At 47.4% G+C, this 17,908-nt stretch carries 14 protein-coding genes and 1 tRNA gene; 4 read left to right on the top strand and 11 right to left on the bottom strand.

Going from position 1 to position 17,908, the window contains the following annotated elements:
- Positions 1-13 precede the first annotated feature (13 nt).
- From K334_RS0100125 to uvrB, 7 genes are all read right to left on the bottom strand, one after another.
- Positions 14-86, bottom strand: a tRNA-Thr gene (locus tag K334_RS0100125).
- A 38-nt stretch (positions 87-124) separates the two neighbouring features.
- Positions 125-760, bottom strand: a complete 636-nt coding sequence (locus tag K334_RS0100120) for an HD domain-containing protein (protein ID WP_025881119.1) — start codon at positions 758-760, stop codon at positions 125-127.
- 12 nt (positions 761-772) lie between these two features.
- Positions 773-1,702, bottom strand: a complete 930-nt coding sequence (gene menA / locus K334_RS0100115; protein ID WP_025881121.1) for a 1,4-dihydroxy-2-naphthoate octaprenyltransferase — start codon at positions 1,700-1,702, stop codon at positions 773-775.
- A 3-nt stretch (positions 1,703-1,705) separates the two neighbouring features.
- A complete protein-coding gene (locus tag K334_RS0100110) occupies positions 1,706-4,021 on the bottom strand; it encodes a putative porin (RefSeq protein WP_025881124.1) in 2,316 nt (771 codons plus the stop codon).
- Positions 4,022-4,024: 3 nt separating this feature from the next.
- Positions 4,025-4,279 (bottom strand): hypothetical protein, encoded by a 255-nt coding sequence (locus K334_RS15135; protein ID WP_025881126.1) that lies wholly within the window; start codon positions 4,277-4,279, stop codon positions 4,025-4,027.
- Between the two features lie 2 nt (positions 4,280-4,281).
- Entirely contained in the window at positions 4,282-5,088 is an 807-nt protein-coding gene (locus tag K334_RS0100100) for a DUF4468 domain-containing protein (protein WP_025881128.1), read from the bottom strand.
- A gap of 118 nt (positions 5,089-5,206) precedes the next feature.
- On the bottom strand, positions 5,207-7,237 hold the full coding sequence (gene uvrB, locus K334_RS0100095; protein WP_027444335.1) for an excinuclease ABC subunit UvrB: 2,031 nt from the start codon (positions 7,235-7,237) through the stop codon (positions 5,207-5,209).
- Positions 7,238-7,379: 142 nt separating this feature from the next.
- Between uvrB and K334_RS0100090 the strand changes: the two genes are divergently transcribed.
- The 4 genes from K334_RS0100090 (at position 7,380) to K334_RS0100075 (ending at position 10,097) form a co-directional block, all read left to right on the top strand.
- Positions 7,380-8,225 carry an outer membrane protein assembly factor BamD gene (locus K334_RS0100090; protein WP_021590644.1) on the top strand — a complete coding sequence of 282 codons (846 nt, stop codon included), beginning with the start codon at positions 7,380-7,382 and terminating at the stop codon, positions 8,223-8,225.
- Between the two features lie 42 nt (positions 8,226-8,267).
- On the top strand, positions 8,268-8,603 hold the full coding sequence (locus K334_RS0100085) for a DNA-directed RNA polymerase subunit omega (protein WP_021590671.1): 336 nt from the start codon (positions 8,268-8,270) through the stop codon (positions 8,601-8,603).
- A gap of 2 nt (positions 8,604-8,605) precedes the next feature.
- Positions 8,606-9,061 carry a DUF4293 domain-containing protein gene (locus K334_RS0100080; RefSeq protein ID WP_025881129.1) on the top strand — a complete coding sequence of 152 codons (456 nt, stop codon included), beginning with the start codon at positions 8,606-8,608 and terminating at the stop codon, positions 9,059-9,061.
- A gap of 118 nt (positions 9,062-9,179) precedes the next feature.
- On the top strand, positions 9,180-10,097 hold the full coding sequence (locus tag K334_RS0100075; protein WP_021590637.1) for a glucosaminidase domain-containing protein: 918 nt from the start codon (positions 9,180-9,182) through the stop codon (positions 10,095-10,097).
- 103 nt (positions 10,098-10,200) lie between these two features.
- On the opposite strand, the gene K334_RS0100070 is transcribed toward K334_RS0100075, so the two are convergent.
- From K334_RS0100070 to K334_RS0100055, 4 genes are all read right to left on the bottom strand, one after another.
- A complete protein-coding gene (locus K334_RS0100070) occupies positions 10,201-11,823 on the bottom strand; it encodes an MFS transporter (RefSeq protein WP_021590567.1) in 1,623 nt (540 codons plus the stop codon).
- 39 nt (positions 11,824-11,862) lie between these two features.
- The gene (locus tag K334_RS0100065; protein ID WP_025881132.1) at positions 11,863-14,028 is read right to left on the bottom strand and encodes a dipeptidyl-peptidase Dpp5; all 2,166 of its coding nucleotides are present in this window, start codon (positions 14,026-14,028) and stop codon (positions 11,863-11,865) included.
- A 102-nt stretch (positions 14,029-14,130) separates the two neighbouring features.
- Entirely contained in the window at positions 14,131-16,056 is a 1,926-nt protein-coding gene (gene yidC, locus K334_RS0100060; protein WP_025881134.1) for a membrane protein insertase YidC, read from the bottom strand.
- Complete coding sequence (locus K334_RS0100055; protein WP_025881135.1) at positions 16,056-17,660, bottom strand: CTP synthase; 1,605 nt, start codon at positions 17,658-17,660, stop codon at positions 16,056-16,058. Before K334_RS0100055 ends, yidC begins: the two co-directional genes overlap by 1 nt.
- Positions 17,661-17,908 lie beyond the last annotated feature (248 nt).

Raw genomic sequence — 17,908 nt, 5'->3', positions numbered from 1 at the left:
AATTTTGCCTTTGAGCCGATACCGGGACTCGAACCCGGGACCTATTCATTACGAATGAATTGCTCTACCAACTGAGCCATATCGGCGTTATTTATTTTGCAGTGCAAAGGTAGCTTATTTTTAGTTAAGCACCAAATTCTTCTGTAAATATTTTTTCAAATTCGTGATATAACCGAGATTTATCCGCAATAATGTTCCTGATTTTTACCAGATTTTGTGCGTTGGGAGAGTTTTTTATCCATAGTCTAAGGTAGCCTGTGGCCGAATACTTTGCTTCCAAGTGACTTTTGAATCTTGCCCATTGCTGCTCCTTTGTCATTGTAGGATAGTGTTCCAATCCAAACAAGACGGCCCGCTGGAATACAACTTTCGGTTCCAAGTCGCGATCTGCTTCCGCCACGATTTTTCCATATATGGAACGAGGCGTATGGCTGGAACTTGCCCGGTGGTCTTCCACGGCCTCTTTCATCACACGAATCTGCTCTGTGGAAAACCACTTCTTGAGCCTTGCATCTGCTACGAGAATCTTGCCGCTTGTAATATGGTGGATAGCCCTGGGACCTTCCATTCCGAGATCGTGGTATGCGGCAATGGTATACGCCATGTTTATATTTGCACCGACCTGGCGTGCCAAAACCAAAGAATTATTGATGACCCTCTTGACATGTTCGGGGCCATGACTGCGCCCAAAGCTGCTGTATCTTGGAAGTATATTGCGTTCAATAAATTCCATTAGGTCAAGGCTGACATGCTCTTGCATAAAAACAGATGATTAAAAGAATAAAAACGAAGCCGACGCTGTCAATCCATATATAAGCATATTCCGTGCGGTCTTTGCCAATATTTCATTCAAGGCGCGGCCTTCCCAAATCATTTTCATTTGCAAATACGACTTGACGTGCAGGGAAGCATAGGGCAGGCAAATGAATGAAATTGGAATAATCGAATGCTGAACTGGATTTGGCGAGACGCTTAGGGCAAGGGCGGCCAGGATGATGCCTGCCAATCCTGCCAGTAAATACAAGCGTGCCCCTCTTTCCGCCCCGATTCTTGTTATCAATGTTCGTTTTCCGGAATGTAGGTCGTTCTCTCTATCTCTAAAATTATTCACCACCAACAAGGTGTCTATGACGCAGCCGCATGAAAAGGACATTAGAAAGACTTGGGGTGTTATAACTTGCGTCGTGCCGGCGTGCGACAAATAGTAGGTTAGGCAAACAGGCACTATGCCAAAAAACAACAATACCAACACGTCGCCTAAGCCCAAATAAGACAGCGTCGTCGTATAAAGAAAACAAAACAAGACGCAGCAAATGCCTACCAATATCATTGTCCAGCCTCCATACCACACAAGCGGAAGTCCTGTCTGGCATGCCAAGCCGGTAGTGATGACAATCCCATACCGCATGGCGGACATGCTGACCCAGCCCTGCGAGCAGGCTCGTGGCGGACCAAGTCGGGTCTCGTTATCATTCCCCTTTTTGCAATCGAAATAATCATTGATGAAATTTGCGTCGATCTGCATAATGAAAGCAAAGGCAAAACAAAGTGCTGCCGCCAGTATGTTGAAATGGTCTTCGCCGCCGTCCTTGAATGCCAAGGAGGCTCCTATCATTACGGGGACAGCTGCTCCAGAAAGCGTCTGAGGGCGCGCCGCCTTTACCCAGGCCTTCACTGAATTGTTTTTAACTTCCTCTGACATGACTCAATTGAAGAAATTCCAACTTAATCCAACTCTGAATATCCTCTCGTTGAACGGATAATGCGGGCTGGCAAAGTAACGTTTGTCACCCATGCCTGCGTTTAGGTGGCTGTACATGACATAGAAGCGTGTATGCTTTAGATAAAAGTTGGCGTAGGCGTTGACAATTGGATAATTGCCGATTTTCACCCTGTTATCAACTCCTTCAGCAGACTTGACATCTCCTTGGACAGCGAACTGCCCAATCAGCGGACTGTAGTCCGGCGCATAATAATTGGTGAAATATCTGACATCGGTGCCGAAATCACAATGGAGCACTTTGGCTATCTTGAATCGTAGATACAGATTTGAATAGACATTCAAGTCAGGCACAGGAAGTTGGCTTTGGTCGCTGGATTTTTGATAGCTGACGACATTCTCCCAATGGAACGGTCCCGCCGATACATCCTGATACAATTGGGCCGTAAACAGGTTGACCGCTTTGCTTCCCTGTTTCACCTGTACGTCCAAATTAGTGCGATTGGCCGCGGTCATTACATAGCTTTGTGCAAAGTATGTGAAGTTGCTCAAATTGTCAACAGCGACTCTCAGTTTTGTTTTGGTTTTTTCGTAAGAGAGCATGCCTGCAATTCTAGAGTGGGTGATTCTTTTCAAATCGTCGTTATCCCACCAGGCATGTCGTCCTTGGTAATGTCTAAAATAGAAGGAAGGGCGTATGCGATGAAGGAAAGCACAAGCTTGGAGAGAAAGCGTGTCCCCAAAGAGTTTGAAATTCAAATCCGCACGTGCGTCAATTTTGAGGTCGCCAGAATTAGGTCCGGCGACGTTTGCCTCCAGCATAGCATTGTAATGTAGCAACTTTCCTTGAACTTTACTGATTTGGCCACCTATGCTGATGTCATTCTCTGTGTAAGTCTTGGCTCTCAAAGTGTCAGGAAGGCCATAGTGCTTCAAATCGTAGGAAATAAAAGCTTTCAACCCGGCTTTTGCCCATTTGTTGAAGCCTTCGAGCAACGATATCGCAAAAGTGTTGTTGAATCGGTAATGAGTGGTCTTGTCATAAATGGAATCACCAGTCAGCTTTTCATCGACCTTATAAGTATGGGCATAAAAATTCTCCGGAGTTTGATAAGCCTCGTAGATACGGCGATACCGGTCAAACGACATTGTATGGATAAAGCTCGTTACGGGGACGTATTCGGTTTTTACCCATGCAGTGTCTGCCTTCTTTTTGGAAGCCAATGCCATTAGGCTGTCTGCCGTAGCCTTGTTGATTGAGATTCTGTCTTCTCCTTTCTCTTGGGCATTTCCTGGTTCTTGACCGACAACGGCCGCATCCTTTGGTCGCCCGCCAAAAGACCTTTCTTCTGTTTTTGCATTGTGTCTGTTCCGATTTGATGGTGCATGGTCGTTGTCGCCTTTCTTGTTCTCTTCGGCTGAAGCCAACGCGAATTTCTTCGCCTTGATCTCATCCTCTGTCATCGGAACCTTCCGACTGAACCCCAGACTATACTTGTGGTTGAAGTATACATGAAGATTATCGTTGCGATTCCAGTTTCTTTCCAAAACTGTTGGGATTTCGCTTGCGGAATAATCGTCTGAAAAACTTTCCGGGTGGGTTATATAGTCGTCGTTTGCAACTCCGCCATTTTCCGTAACCTTCTGGTGGTTCGTTGAAAACAACAAATGTGCTTGATACCGGTCGCCGATATAGCTGCCGTAAAGAGTGTAATCAAAATGTGAAGTGCTCTGATTTTGATAGTAGCCTCTGGCGTAGAGATAATCGAATTTGAAGCCAACTCCAAGCCTTTTCCCTGCATTTGCTCCGAATTTAGCTGTGAAATGATCGTCTCCGTTAGTTCTGTTCCCCGAATTGCTATAAGTCAAATTTGTAAAAGGGGATAAAGTTCTGGTGAAATTAAATTGTTCTACGGGAATGACGAAATAGTCATAGGGCTGGGTGAATAGGAAGGAATCATCGAGCGGGCGGTCAATGAAAATCCTGTTGATTCGTGGCGACCCAAGATTGCCCGTCGTATTATACTCTCCTCTCATTCCCGAAGTGAAGACACGATTCATAAACATATAGGAAACGGTGTCTGGAGTCGTGTATGTCATATCGCCGAACCGGCGGTCTATTGTCCAAACTTTGATGCCCTTGGGAATCTCTTTTTCGGAACTTAAAGAGTCAGACCTGTCGGTGTTTCGTCTTGAGATGTTGCCCGAAGGGTCCATTTGGTTATACTGATTCTCTTCAAATTGTGCCATTAAGGGTAATGAAACAATCCAAAGAAGCAAAAACGTAGCAAATTTTTTCATCATTTATTTACGGAGAATACGCAGAGAGACTTCAGCAATCTTCAGCATGACGGCGATTATCAAGGTGATAGTCCCCAGCGGCTTTAGCGAAGAATAGAGATACAGACACACCCCCAACAAAGCAGAAAGCATGAACAGAATATTCAAAATCGTACGCACTTTGAATATTGTATCCACTTGTACTCCCTTGTTCCTCAACTGATGGTGAGGTCGTTTCGCGTACTGCGCCCCGTTGTTTTCTGTCGTTTTGCGTTCCATCCTTACTGTTTGAATAATTCTTTAAAGCTTTCGAATATCTGGTCTTTCCTATCAATGGTCTTGCGCCTGAACTTTCCGGTAAGCCTGTTCAATTTTGTCCCTTTTTTGTTCAAGGCCTCTTTGTCCGTGATCAAATCTTCAGCCTTGGATTTGAAGCCGGAAGGTCTGTCTGTTTCATATTCATAGGAAATGCGTTCTAAAGAAAGGTTTAATTCTCCATCGGCGCAATGGGCGATTATCGTATAATAGAAAACGGCTCTGTCCAGAGATAGGAAATTGTTGCTGAACACAAGCCACTCTTTGAACTTAGCCGCAATGACGTTCGTCTTTGGATTGACAAGGGCGATTGTGCTTTCGTCAAACTGATTCTCACTTTCGGTCAACAAAGTCAATTGCTTATAAGCCATCTCGTAGATGTCTTTTGCGCTTTTGTCGGGTACTGGCAGCAGAAGCGAGAAGACGACCTTTCCTTCCGCATTCACCGGCACTGCACCAGACAAATATTTGGCATTGGACATCTGTTCGTTTGCTTCGGACTTCTCGGACTTTAAATTTGTTCGGACGCCCTTCTGGCGTGCAACGGGGACCGCCCATCCCGCAGTTGTCGAATCCTCCCTCTCTTTGACCGACTTGCCTTTCGAGGCCTCCTCCATCTCTCTCTTGGCTTTCTCCAATTCTTTTTGAGCTTTTTCCAACTTTTTCTGCGCTTCCTCAAGCGTGCGGTTCGATTGTGCGTATCCCACTTGGGCTGTCATCGATACAAAAAACAAAGTCGAAAGAAAAACGTATACTCTCATTGTTGTCATCATCAATTTATGTTATTTAGCAAAAGTACGAATTTATCATGTGAAGCATTGGCTTCGTTCCTATTAAATTGGATTATTTAACATCCTTTCAAATGCTTGTCGGTCGAAGTTCAGACCTTTGTCATTTCAATTCAAGCTGTTCCCTTAATCTGGCGATTTCGTCTCTATATTGGGCCGCTTGTATGAAATCCAGGCTGCGCGCGGCTTCTTTCATCAGTTCCGTTGTGTTGGCAATGCTCTTCTCCAACTCCGGCCTGGTCATGTGCCGGATAATGGGGTCGGCAGCAAATGCCCCTTGGTCGGGTTCGATATATGCGTATTTGGTTTGCGGAGTGGGAGAAACTTCATTTTTGCCAGAACCTATTGGCAATATGCCGCTTACGTCTTTCACTATCTGCTTGGGTGTCAGGCCGTGTGAGGCATTGTATTGCATTTGTATGATTCGTCTTCTGGAAGTTTCGTCCATCGTCCTCTGCATGCTTTCCGTAATCGTGTCGGCATACATGATCACCTTGCCATGGATGTTGCGCGCAGCCCGTCCTGCCGTTTGCGTCAAACTTCTATGCGACCTTAGGAAACCTTCTTTGTCTGCATCCAGAATGGCCACCAAAGAGACTTCCGGGAGGTCCAGTCCCTCCCTCAACAGGTTTACACCCACCAAGACGTCAAACAGTCCTGCTCTAAGGTCATTCATAATCTTGACGCGGTCCAGCGTCGCGACATCGCTGTGGATGTAGTTTGCTTTCACCTGATGATTCAGCAGAAACTCCGTCAATTCTTCCGCCATGCGCTTTGTCAATGTCGTCACCAAAGTCCGCTCGCGCCTCTCCACTCTTGTGATGATTTCTTCCAGCAAGTCGTCTATCTGGTTCTCGCTCGGCCTAACCTCTATTTCCGGATCCAAGAGGCCTGTCGGTCTGATAATCTGCTCGACGACGACTCCTTCCGACTCATTCAGTTCGTAGTCAGCCGGAGTTGCGCTGACATAAATGATCTGATTGACAAGACTATGGAACTCCTCGAATTTCAAAGGCCTGTTGTCGAAGGCGGCAGGCAGTCGGAAGCCATATTCAACAAGATTCTTCTTTCTTGCTCGGTCACCGCCGTACATCGCGTTGATTTGGGGGACACTGACATGGCTTTCATCGATCACCATCAGATAGTCTTTTGGGAAAAAGTCCAAAAGGCAATAGGGACGGTCGCCAGCCAGCCTGCCATCGAAATAGCGTGAATAGTTCTCAATTCCCGAACAGTGGCCCAGTTCCTTTATCATTTCCATGTCATACTCCACACGTTCTTTAATTCGCTGGGCCTTAATGTGGTCATGAAGTTCATTAAAGAAATCAATTTGTTCCGTGAGGTCGTCCTGGATATGTCGGATGGCCTCTTCTGTTTGTTCCTTGGAGGTTACGAACAGATTGGCCGGGTATATTTTATATTCTGTGAATGTCGCAATCCGATGGAAAGTGATGGAGTCCAATTCCTCAATGCTGTCTATTTCGTCATCCCACCATGTCACTCTCAATATATGGTCGCTGTAGGCCATGAAGATGTCCACCGTGTCGCCTTTCACCCGAAAGCAACCGCGTTTGAGTTCGATGTCGTTTCTTGTATAGAGCGCGTCCACCAGCCGTCTGAGGAAGACGTTTCTATCAAGTTTGTCGTTCACCCTTATCCCAATGACGCTCGACCTCATCGCAATGGGGCCACCCATTCCATAAATACATGATACGGAAGAAACGACGATGACATCCTTTCTTCCTGACAACAATGCCGACACGGCTCCCAAACGTAGTTTGTCGATCTCGTCATTGATGGCCAAGTCCTTTTCTATATACACATCCGTAGCCGGCAGGTAGGCTTCCGGCTGATAGTAATCATAATAGGATACATAATATTCTACGGCGTTATCCGGGAAAAAGTTCTTCATTTCCTCGTATAGCTGTGCCGCCAAGGTCTTGTTGTGGCTGAGTATGAGTGTCGGCTTGTTTACATTTGCTATGACATTTGCAATCGTATATGTCTTCCCCGAGCCTGTCACGCCCAAAAGAACCTGTGCAAAATCACCTTTCTCTATTCCGTCGGTCAATTGCCGTATCGCTTCGGGCTGGTCTCCGGTAGGAGAAAATTTGGAAGTAAGCTTGAAATTCATACGAACACATTTTGTGCTTGCAAAATTACTAAAAAAGCATATAATTATGTCAATAAGGTTTCCGTTTTAGCTAAAATTTAGGATCCTGCTTTGGTAATCATGGAATTATAATTAACTTTGCAACTCAAAAATGTAAATATAGATGAAGAAAACAACCTTCCTTTCGCTTACTCTTGGTGTCTTCTTGTTGAGTGGTTGTGCGCACGAGTTCAACCTCGTCTATAAGTCGTCGGATTCAAATTACCGATATGAATATGCGAAAGAGTGTTTTGTAAAAGGCAAATATACAAACGCAATCACCCTTCTGACCGAACTGATTACCGTTGAGAAAGGTACGGAGAACGCTCAGGAAAGCCTTTACATGCTCGGGATGGCCAACTATTTCAATCGTGATTATGAGACGGCGGCCCAGACTTTCAAGCGTTACTACCAGTCCTACCCCCGCGGCGTCTATGCCGAGATGGCCCGTTACTATGAAGGTCAAAGCCTCTACCTCAGCACGCCGGAACCTCGTTTGGACCAATCGCAGACCGTGAGCGCCATTGCGGCCTACCAGGAATATCTGGATGCCTATCCGGACGCGAAGCTCAAGAAGGAGGCGCAGCAGCATCTCTTTGAACTGCAAGAGAAGTTGGTGACGAAAGAACTCTATACCGCACGGCTTTATTATGATTTGGGCCCGTATTTCGGCAATTGCACCGAGGGCGGCAACAATTTTGAAGCTTGCATCGTTACAGCCCAGAACGCGCTGAAGGACTATCCCTTTACAGATAGGCGCGAGGATTTCTCCGCTTTAATTATGAAGAGCAAGTACGAATTGGCCCGCCAGAGTGTCGAGGAGAAAAAAGTTCAACGTTATCAGGACGCGGAGGACGAGTGCTACGGGTTCATCAACCAGTTCCCCGATTCCAAATTGAGGAGTACCGCCGAGAAGTACATTGCACGCTGCAAAGCCGTCACAGGCGAGAAGGTGGCTCAAGAGCAATAAGTTCGTATCATCGCAATAAAAATATAAAACAATAATATTATTATGGATTATAAGAAATCAAAAGCCCAAGTCAACACCGTAACTCGTAATATTATGGATCTCTGCGAGGAGACAGGCAATATTTATGAAAGTGTTGCAATCATTGCAAAGCGCAGTAATCAGATTTCACTTGAGATAAAGCAAGACCTGAACAAGAAACTTGCAGAATTTGCTTCTTATAACGATTCGCTGGAAGAGGTGTTTGAAAACCGTGAGCAAATCGAAATTTCACGTTATTATGAGAAATTGCCCAAGCCGACGCTTTTGGCCACACAGGAGTTCATCGATGGCAATATCTATTGGCGTGATCCTGCAAAGGATACGGAAGAAAACTTATAAGTATGATTCAGCGAAAGCAAACCGTATTTCTGCTCATAGCTGCGATATTGAATGTCATTTGCTTGTTCAATCCCTTGGGTGGCGTTCGGCTTGAGGGGATGGGCATTCCGCCGGTCCTTTACAACATCGGCATAAGAAGTGCCACGGGCACATTCGACTTTCTTGCCGTTCCCTTGTTCTTTTTGCTGGCGACAGCTTCCATTCTCTCTGTGGTGGCCATATTCCAGTTTAAAAAACGTCCGGTTCAGTCGAAGCTCTGCCTTTTGAACTGTTGGCTATACGTCCTTTGGTATGTATATGGCGCATTCGTAGTAGGGCACAGCATGTTGCCTTTGGGGCAATTCAAAGCGGATATGAGCATAAGCCTGCCCCTCATATCCCTCATATTGACTTTCATGGCGCGAAGAGGAATCGTCGCAGATGAAAAATTAGTAAAGAGCATGGATAGGATCAGATAGTCCGTTCATGCCCTTTCTGCAACAGATGGTTTGAAATGAATGCCATTTGGTTTTGTTGTTACTCCATGTGAAATCTAATCGCCTTTCTCATCGACAAATTCGCTTGATTCCATCATCTATGAATAAGTTTGCATCCATCTTCTTTCTGCTTGCAGTTTGCATGAATTGTCATGCCCAACTTCGCTGGAACTCTGCCTATCAAAACTACATAGACCAATACAAGGACTTGGCCATTCAAGAAATGTTCCGCTATAATATTCCGGCGAGCATCACTTTGGCCCAAGGACTGTTCGAGAGTGCAGCCGGACGAAGTGAGCTGTCTGTAAAGGGCAACAATCACTTTGGAATCAAGTGCCACGGATGGGAGGGCAGAACGCTTTATCATGACGATGACGAAAGCGGGGAATGCTTCAGGGCTTACAACAATGTTTTCGAGAGCTTTGAAGACCATAGCAAGTTTCTTGCGCGACAGCCGCGTTACGCCTCCCTGTTTCGTCTTGACCGCCGGGATTACAAAGGGTGGGCCAGGGGCTTGAAGGCGTGCGGCTATGCAACCAATCCCAATTATGCCGACCGCCTCATTGAGATTATTCAGCTATACAAGCTCTACACTTATGACCAGGCCAGCAGTTATGACAAGTTCATGGCCCATCATTCTGCCACCGACAGGCCGGCCGTCAAAGGCCAGGCATTGCACCCTATTTCGATTTATAATAAAAATTACTGCATCAGAGTACGGCCGGGAGACACTTTCAAGTTGATAGGCAAAGAGATTGGAATTTCTTATAGGAAAATCGCCAAATTCAATGAGCGGGACAAAAACGACGCACTTGTTCCAAACGAAATCATCTATCTGAAAAAGAAGCGGAAGCATGCCGAAAAGGCCTATAAGAACAGACCACACATTGTTAGAGCCGGCGAAAGCATGTATTCGATAGCCCAGTTCTATGGGATTCGCCTCAAGAGTCTGTACAAGATGAACCATTTGGAACCAGACCACGACATCAGAGTAGGCGAAGTGCTGAGAGTCTACTGAGACGACAGGGGCAAATTACAAGATAAGGGATAAGGAATCGTCTTGCAATTGATGAGCTTTCATCTTGCAAGACGATACCTTTTACACTCCAATCGTTGGTCGGTTACGGCTTGATGTTGGGCTCTTCAAGACCCAGTCCCTTGTTCTTGTCTACAACCTTGAGGATGAGGCCAATGACAAGAGCTGCCACGCCCAGACCGGCAAGCATGATTAGCGGAGCCGTGTAATTCAACTGCGTGGCATCCGTCACTCCCGGGTTTGTCTTGTCCAAGACTTTTCCAATCAGAAGTGGGAAAAGCCACAGACCGATGTTTTGAATCCAGAAAATCAAGGCGTATGCTGAACCGATGATTTTGGCGTCGACCAATTTGGGGACACTCGGCCACAGTGAAGCTGGAACCAAGGAGAAAGAGGCTCCCAGGACCAGAATCGTCACATAGGCTACAATGACTCCTCCGACTTCGTTGCCTTTGAAAGCCGGCAAAGCGAAGGCAAATGTAAGGTGGCATGCAATCAAAAGCAGCGAACCCAGCACGAGCATGCTTGCAGCCTTGCCCTTGTGGTCTACATAACTGCCCAAAATGGGGGTTATGCCTACTGCGAGCAGCGGGAACACGGCGAAGATGGATTCTGCCGACTGGCGCATATAGCCCATGTAACAATAGGTTATCAAAGCCAGAATGGAGATGCAAATCACACTATATTTGACTGCTTTGTTCTTCATGAAGTTGAACATGAACGCGGTGACGGCCACAAGCAACATAATCAAATACTGCACGATGGTGACAGACGTCGAAGCCCAGAAAGAGTCTGCGGGAACCTCTGTAAAGGTAAGGTTGCACTGCAGCATGTTGACGGCATACTTCTGGAAGGGGAAGATGGCGGAGTAGTACAATACGCACAGCAAAGATACGAGCCAAAAGCCACTGCTTTTCAGTATCTGGCCCAAATCGCTGATTTTGAAGGGGTCGTCCTTTTCTTCTGCCTCGCCCGTCTGAGAATCCAGCTTCTTGTCCATGAAGAAGTAGACGACGAGCATGATCAGTGCGATACAGAGCAGCACGATCCCAAAGGCGACAGAGCGGGATACGTCTACATGGCCACCCAACTTTGCGAAGAAAGGGGAGAAGATCATGCAGGTTGCCACTCCGAGTCGGGCGAGAGCCATTTCCGAACCCATCGCCAAAGCCATCTCGCGCCCCTTGAACCATTTTACGATACCGCGAGAGACGGTAATGCCGGCCATTTCCGTACCGCAACCGAATATCATGAAACCGATGGCGGCCAACTTTGCCGACGCCGGCATTCCCTCATAGAAGGGAGATACGCCCAACTGTTCGAAGACAGGAATGTGGTTCAGGTGCCCGGTAAACCATGTTTCCAATCCCGAACCGATGAAGCTTTCGCTGATGGCATAATATTTGACCAGTGCGCCGGCAAGCATGACCGCACCCGAAAGGACGGCTGTAAACCTTACACCCATCTTGTCGAGGATGATGCCTGCGAAAATAAGGAAGAAAACGAAGACATTCAAGAACGTCTCGGAGCCTTGCATGGTGCCAAAGGCCGTTGAGTCCCAACCACGTTGCGACAGCATGAGGTCTTTGATCGGTGACAATATATCCACGAAGATATAAGCACAGAACATCGCTAAGGCGAGAAGTAGGAGAGCAGTCCAGCGCACGGCCGCGGAATCTCTAAGGGTTTTACCCATTTGATCTGACATGATGTTTTATTTTATTGTTTGTTTCAAATATCTCAACCGTTAGTTTTTCAACCATTTGTCAAGCCAAGAGAAGAAGGTGCGCTGCCAAAGAATGCCGTTTTGAGGCTTCAGCACCCAATGGTTTTCATCTGGGAAAATCAGCATTTCCGCAGGAATGCCGCGCATGCGGGCCGCGTTGAAGGCCCCCATGCCTTGGTTGGCATTGATACGATAGTCCTTTTCCCCATGAATGACAAGGATGGGAGTGTCCCATTTGTCCACAAACTTATGGGGACTGTTGTCATAGGTCTTCTTCGCGTTGGCGCTCAGATTCTGATTCCAGTACGCGTCTTCGTACTCCCAGTTTGAGAACCAGGCCTCTTCCGTGTCCGTGTACATGCTTTCCAAGTTGAACGCGCCGTCGTGTGAGATGAAGGCTTTGAACCGTTTCTGATGATGGCCGGCAAGATAATAGACGGAGAAACCGCCGAAACTTGCGCCGACACAGCCCAGCCTTTCCTTGTCCACAAACGGAAGATTATCGGCCGCATCGTCTATTGCGGAAAGATAGTCGTCCATGCACTGACCTGTCCAGTCGCCGCTAATCTCTTCGTTCCAGTCGCTGCCAAATCCGGGAAGGCCTCGCCGGTTGGGGGCGACAATCACATAACCGTTGGCGGCCATGATCTGGAAGTTCCAGCGATAGCTCCAGAACTGACTGACAGGACTTTGCGGACCGCCTTCGCAGAACAAGAGGGTGGGGTATTTCTTCGTGGCGTCGAAGTGAGGAGGCAGGATGATCCAAACCAATTCGCTCTTCCCGTCCGTCGTCTTCACCCAACGCTGCTGCACTTTGCCCAGTTCCAATTGGTCGAAGATGTGCTTGTTTTCAAAAGTGATTTGGGCCACGGCAGATTTCTTCTCCTTGTTTGAAGGCGTAAGAACATATATATCATCGGGACTGCTCATCGAATGGCGGGTGACCAGGAGATTCTTGTTCTTGTTGTTGCCAAGCATTTGCAGGCTACCATAATCATACCAGCCGTCCGTCAGCTGCATGACGTTTCCGTTGAGATTGGTTTGATATACATTCACGCAAGCATGCCAGCAGCCCAGGAAGTATAGTGTTTTGCTGTCATTGCTCCATACGTAGTCATCTACATTCGAGTCAAATTGCTCTGTGACATAAACCTTGTGTCCTGTCTGCAAGTTCATGACACACAACCGATTCCTGTCACTTTCATACCCGTTGTTCTTCATGCTCTGCCAGGCGATGTATTTTCCATCCGGCGAGAACTTCGGATTGACGTCATAGCCTACCTGGCAATCCGTACTCTGTTGATTGATCGTCTGATTTTTCATCGAGCGTGTCGCGTCTATCAGGGGCTCCTTGTAACCCTCCGGCTTACAAAGGTTACGTGTCTTGCCGGTTGTTATGTCGTAGAGGTAGATGTCTGCATCTGTAGAAATCGCATACTGAAGTCCTTCGCGCTTGCGGCTTGTATATGCGATGTATTTGGAATCCACGCTCCAATCCATCTGCTCTATGCCACCAAAGGGGGCGACCGGGGCTTCGAATGGTTGTCCTTCCATGATATCCAGCCCTTCGCCAATACCATTGGTCGTCACATCAGCAACGAACGGATGGGCTATGGTCTCGACGTAGTGGTCCCAATGGCGATAGTTCATGTCCGTGACGAGCCGTCCGGTAGCCTTGGGTAGGTCAGAAGGATTCTTCTTGATGGTGCCGTAGTAGGGAATGCTTTTGATATATACGACTTTCTTGCCGTCGGGAGCATACTTGTAGCCTTCTATGGCACCGTCGGTATGCGAAAGCTGTTTGCGGTCGCTACCGTCAGGATTCATTGACCACAATTCGCCGCCACGCAGAAACGCGATTCTACGACCCGCCTCTATCCATGAAGCGTCGCTTTCGCTCTTGGCGTCAGTTGTCAGCTGCATTTTGTTCTTCCCATTTGCGTCCATTACATACAAGATGGTATGACTGGCGTTCTGCTTTACACTATAATAGGACACTTGATAAACGACTTTACGGCCGTCCGGTGAAGCCTGAAGCTGTCCTATGCGCCCCATCGCCCACAATGCTTCAGGCGTCATGTAGTCGGACTGAAGCTTTATTTCATTTTTCTGAATCATTGTCTGCGCACTCGCTTTGCCACAGCAAACCATGGCAGACAGAGCAAGGATAAATAGTTTTTTATACATAATACTTGATTTGAATTATAGGAAACACGAGGTAGTGGAATGCCACAGGGGCGTGATTCGTCATGCAATGGACAAATCATCACGCCCCTGTGTCGCTTTTTTTCAAAGTTCTCTCTTCTTCCGCTCCAAGTCCTTGCGCAGATTCTGCATCCGCGCCTGCTCCTCCTGCATGGCTTGAAGCCTGGCGGCCAGTCCGCTCATCTTCCTTTGAGGATTCTCTTTATTCTCCTGGTATCTGGCTTCCAATATTCCGAGCAGCTTCTCATCATTGGTTGTCTTTCGCAAAGCCCACATGATGGCGGCACTGAAGAACAATGATATGAAATAGTAGAAGTTAAGTCCTGCGCTGTAATCGTTGAACATAAAGAAGAACATGACAGGCATGAGGTACATCATCCATTGCATCATCTTCATTTGTTCAGCCTGCTGGCCCACCATCTGGTCTCTCTGTTGGCGCATGGTCATCCACGAATACAGGACGTTGGCCACACAGAACAGAATACAGGTCAAACTTAGATGGTCGCCGATGAGCCAAATGTTCGTGTTCCACTCCCAAATCGGGTCGAATGTGCTCAAGTCCTTAATCCAAAGGAAGCTTTCACCGCGGAGCTGGATGGCGTTTGGCACAAAGTTGAACATCGCGATCCAGATGGGCATTTGTATCAGCATGGGCAGACAGCCACTGAGCGGACTGACACCATACTTGCTGTATTCGGCCATCATGGCCTGCTGCTTTTGCATCTGGTCTTCGGGCTTGTTGTATTGGGCGGTAGCAGCGTCGAGCTTAGGCTTGAGAACTCTCATCTTGGCCGAGCTCATATAGCTCTTCTTCACCATGGGGTAGGTGAGCAACTTCAAAAGCAACGTAATGAGAATCAACACGATTCCCATGTTGATGTTCAGCCCCGTCAGGAAGTCGAACACATAGATGGTGAACCATCTGTTGATGATTCTGAAGAGAGGCCAGCCGAGATACACAAGTTGCTGAAGCTGAAGCTCTTTTCCGAATGAACTTTCGCTCTCCACTTTCTTCAACAGGCGATAGTCGTTGGGGCCAAAATAAAAGTCAAACTCCGTCGGAGTCTTGCCCGTTGGGTCAAAAGAAGTTTTCAATTTGGCCTCATACTGCTTCAGATACCCCGTACCTTTCTCTTGCGGAATGGAAGTCATCAGCGCGTTTGCCTTGAAATCATCCTTCGCAATGATGACGGCAGAGAAGAATTGGTTCTTGAAAGCAACCCAGTCGATGGCCTCTTCGACAGGTTCGTCTACTTTTTCCTTGGCTTCATTCAGATAATCGGTGCCGCCTTCCACCTTGTGATAGGTGAGGGTGGCGTATCGGTTCTCGAAAGTAAAGCCGCGTTCCTGTTGCCTGACCTTGTCTTTCCAAGTCACATCGAACGTAGATGTGTTGGGGGCGAACTGTCCTGAAAGGCCTTTCACGGAAATCTGCGCATGAAGCATGTAGTCCCGGCCCAGCGTGTAAGCCAGCGTTATCGTTTTCCCTTCGCCGGCTTCGGCGGTGAACACTGCCGTGGTATCTGTCTGTTGCGAGACGGTGAAATACAAATCGTGCGTATTGATGTTGGCGTCCTTCGTCGCAAACGTATAGTCGATTTGCTGGTCTGTGCCATCAAACAGCGTAACAGCGTCCTGGTCGGCAGAACCGTCCTTCACCTTTATATTATGTCCCACGTAGTTCTTGATGACCGCCTTCTCTACGGAAGCTCCCTTACTGTTCAGGGTTAGTTCCACCTTCGTGTTCTTAAGAACTATCTGCCGGCTCTGACCTGACAGTGCCTTGTAAAACAACGCCGTCGAATCTTCGAGGCTTTTCTCTTTTATTTCCTTTTGCTTTTGCGCGGCTGCGAGCTTGGATTCCTTTTCCGCCTTTTGCCTCAAGACATTTTCAATTGAATCCTTGACAAAGGCCGCTCGTTGTTCGTCCGCAGACGGTTGTGAGTACCATGTAAATCCAAATAGCACCAAGGCTATGAGAATAAAGCCTATAATCGTATTCTTATCCATTATTTTTTGTTTGCGATTGCTGTTTTGACAAAGTCGACGAACAGAGGATGCGGACGGAGCACCGTAGACTGATACTCAGGATGGTACTGGGTACCGATGTACCACTTCAAGCCGGGTATTTCCACGATTTCAACCAAGTCGCTTTCCGGGTTATGCCCGACACACATCATGCCGTTCTTCTCATATTCCTTCTGATAGTCGTTGTTGAATTCGTAGCGGTGGCGGTGCCGTTCCTGGATATGTTCCTTCTGATAGATGTCGAACACACGTGAGTTTTGCTTCAACACGCACTCGTATGCCCCCAGTCGCATGGTGCCTCCCATGTTTGAAATGTTTTTCTGCTCTTCCATAATGTCGATTACATTATGTGGAGTCTTCTCGTCCATCTCGCGGCTGTTCGCATCTTGATAGCCCAGGACGTTGCGGGCAAACTCTATCACCATCATCTGCATGCCCAGGCAGATTCCGAAAGTCGGTATGTCATGCGTGCGGGTGTAGTGTGCGGCGATGATTTTCCCCTCGATGCCCCGTTGCCCGAAGCCCGGGCAAACGACAATACCATCCTGTCCGGCCAGTTGGTCGGCTACATTCTGCTCCGTAATGTTCTCCGAATTGATAAAGTTGATTTCCACTTTATAGTCGTTGTAGGTGCCTGCATGCGAGAGACTTTCGCGTATGCTCTTGTAGGCATCCTGCAAGTCGTACTTTCCGACCAGGCCAATGTTGACTGTATTCTGGGCTTTCTTGCGTCGTTCGATGAAAGCTTTCCAAGGTCCCAGGGTGGGTTTCTCGCCTATTTCGAAGCCCACTTTCTTCAAGATTGCGGCGTCCAAGCCTTGGTTCTGCATGTTGACGGGCACCTCATATATGCTGGGTAAGTCTTCGCTTTCGAATACGCAGTCGAAATCGACATTGCAAAAAGCGGCAACTTTCTTGCGGACGTTTTCATCCAGGTGCATCTCCGTGCGCAAAACGAGGATGTCGGGTTGAATGCCGACGCTCTGAAGTTCCTTTACGCTGTGTTGTGTCGGCTTCGTCTTGAGTTCTCCGGCAGCCTTGAGATAGGGCACATAGGTAAGGTGGACATTGAGGGCGTCACGTCCCAGCTCCCATTTCAACTGACGGATGGCTTCCATGAAAGGCGCACTTTCAATGTCGCCGATGGTTCCTCCGATTTCCGTTATGACAAAATCGTAGTGAAATTTCTTGCCCAGCAGTTTCACATTGCGCTTGATTTCATCCGTAATATGAGGAACCACCTGGATGGTTTTGCCCAAATAGTCGCCACGCCGCTCTTTGTCGATGACGGCTTTGTAGATTCTTCCCGTCGTCAAAGAATTGGCTTTCGTGGTTTGTATGCCCGTGAAGCGCTCGTAGTGGCCCAAGTCCAGGTCGGTCTCCATACCGTCAACCGTCACATAACACTCCCCATGCTCGTAGGGATTGAGTGTTCCCGGGTCGATGTTGATATAGGGATCAAACTTCTGGATTGTGATATTATATCCCCTTGCTTGGAGGAGTTTGCCGATGGAAGCGGATATAATACCCTTACCAAGCGATGAAACGACACCGCCTGTGACGAAAATGTATTTTGTCTCAGCCACAATAATAAGATTTATAAATTCCAATCTGCAAAATTAAATCATTTTTGTGAACTGTGCAAGATTAACCGAAGTTTTCATGACAATAAGCCAACGGCTTGAAAACAAGGCGATATTTTTGTCGATAACACTCATTTTTAGTCACATTATTATTATCTTTGCCCCTGTTATGAGGTACAGGAATATTTTCACATTGCTATTCATGCTTCTTCCCATGCTGCACTTGAATGCGCAGCGAAGTCGCACGGTAT

Source organism: Segatella baroniae DSM 16972 = JCM 13447 (genome assembly GCF_000426585.1).
GTDB classification, from domain to species: domain Bacteria; phylum Bacteroidota; class Bacteroidia; order Bacteroidales; family Bacteroidaceae; genus Prevotella; species Prevotella baroniae.
This window is presented reverse-complemented; position numbering and strand designations above follow the sequence as displayed.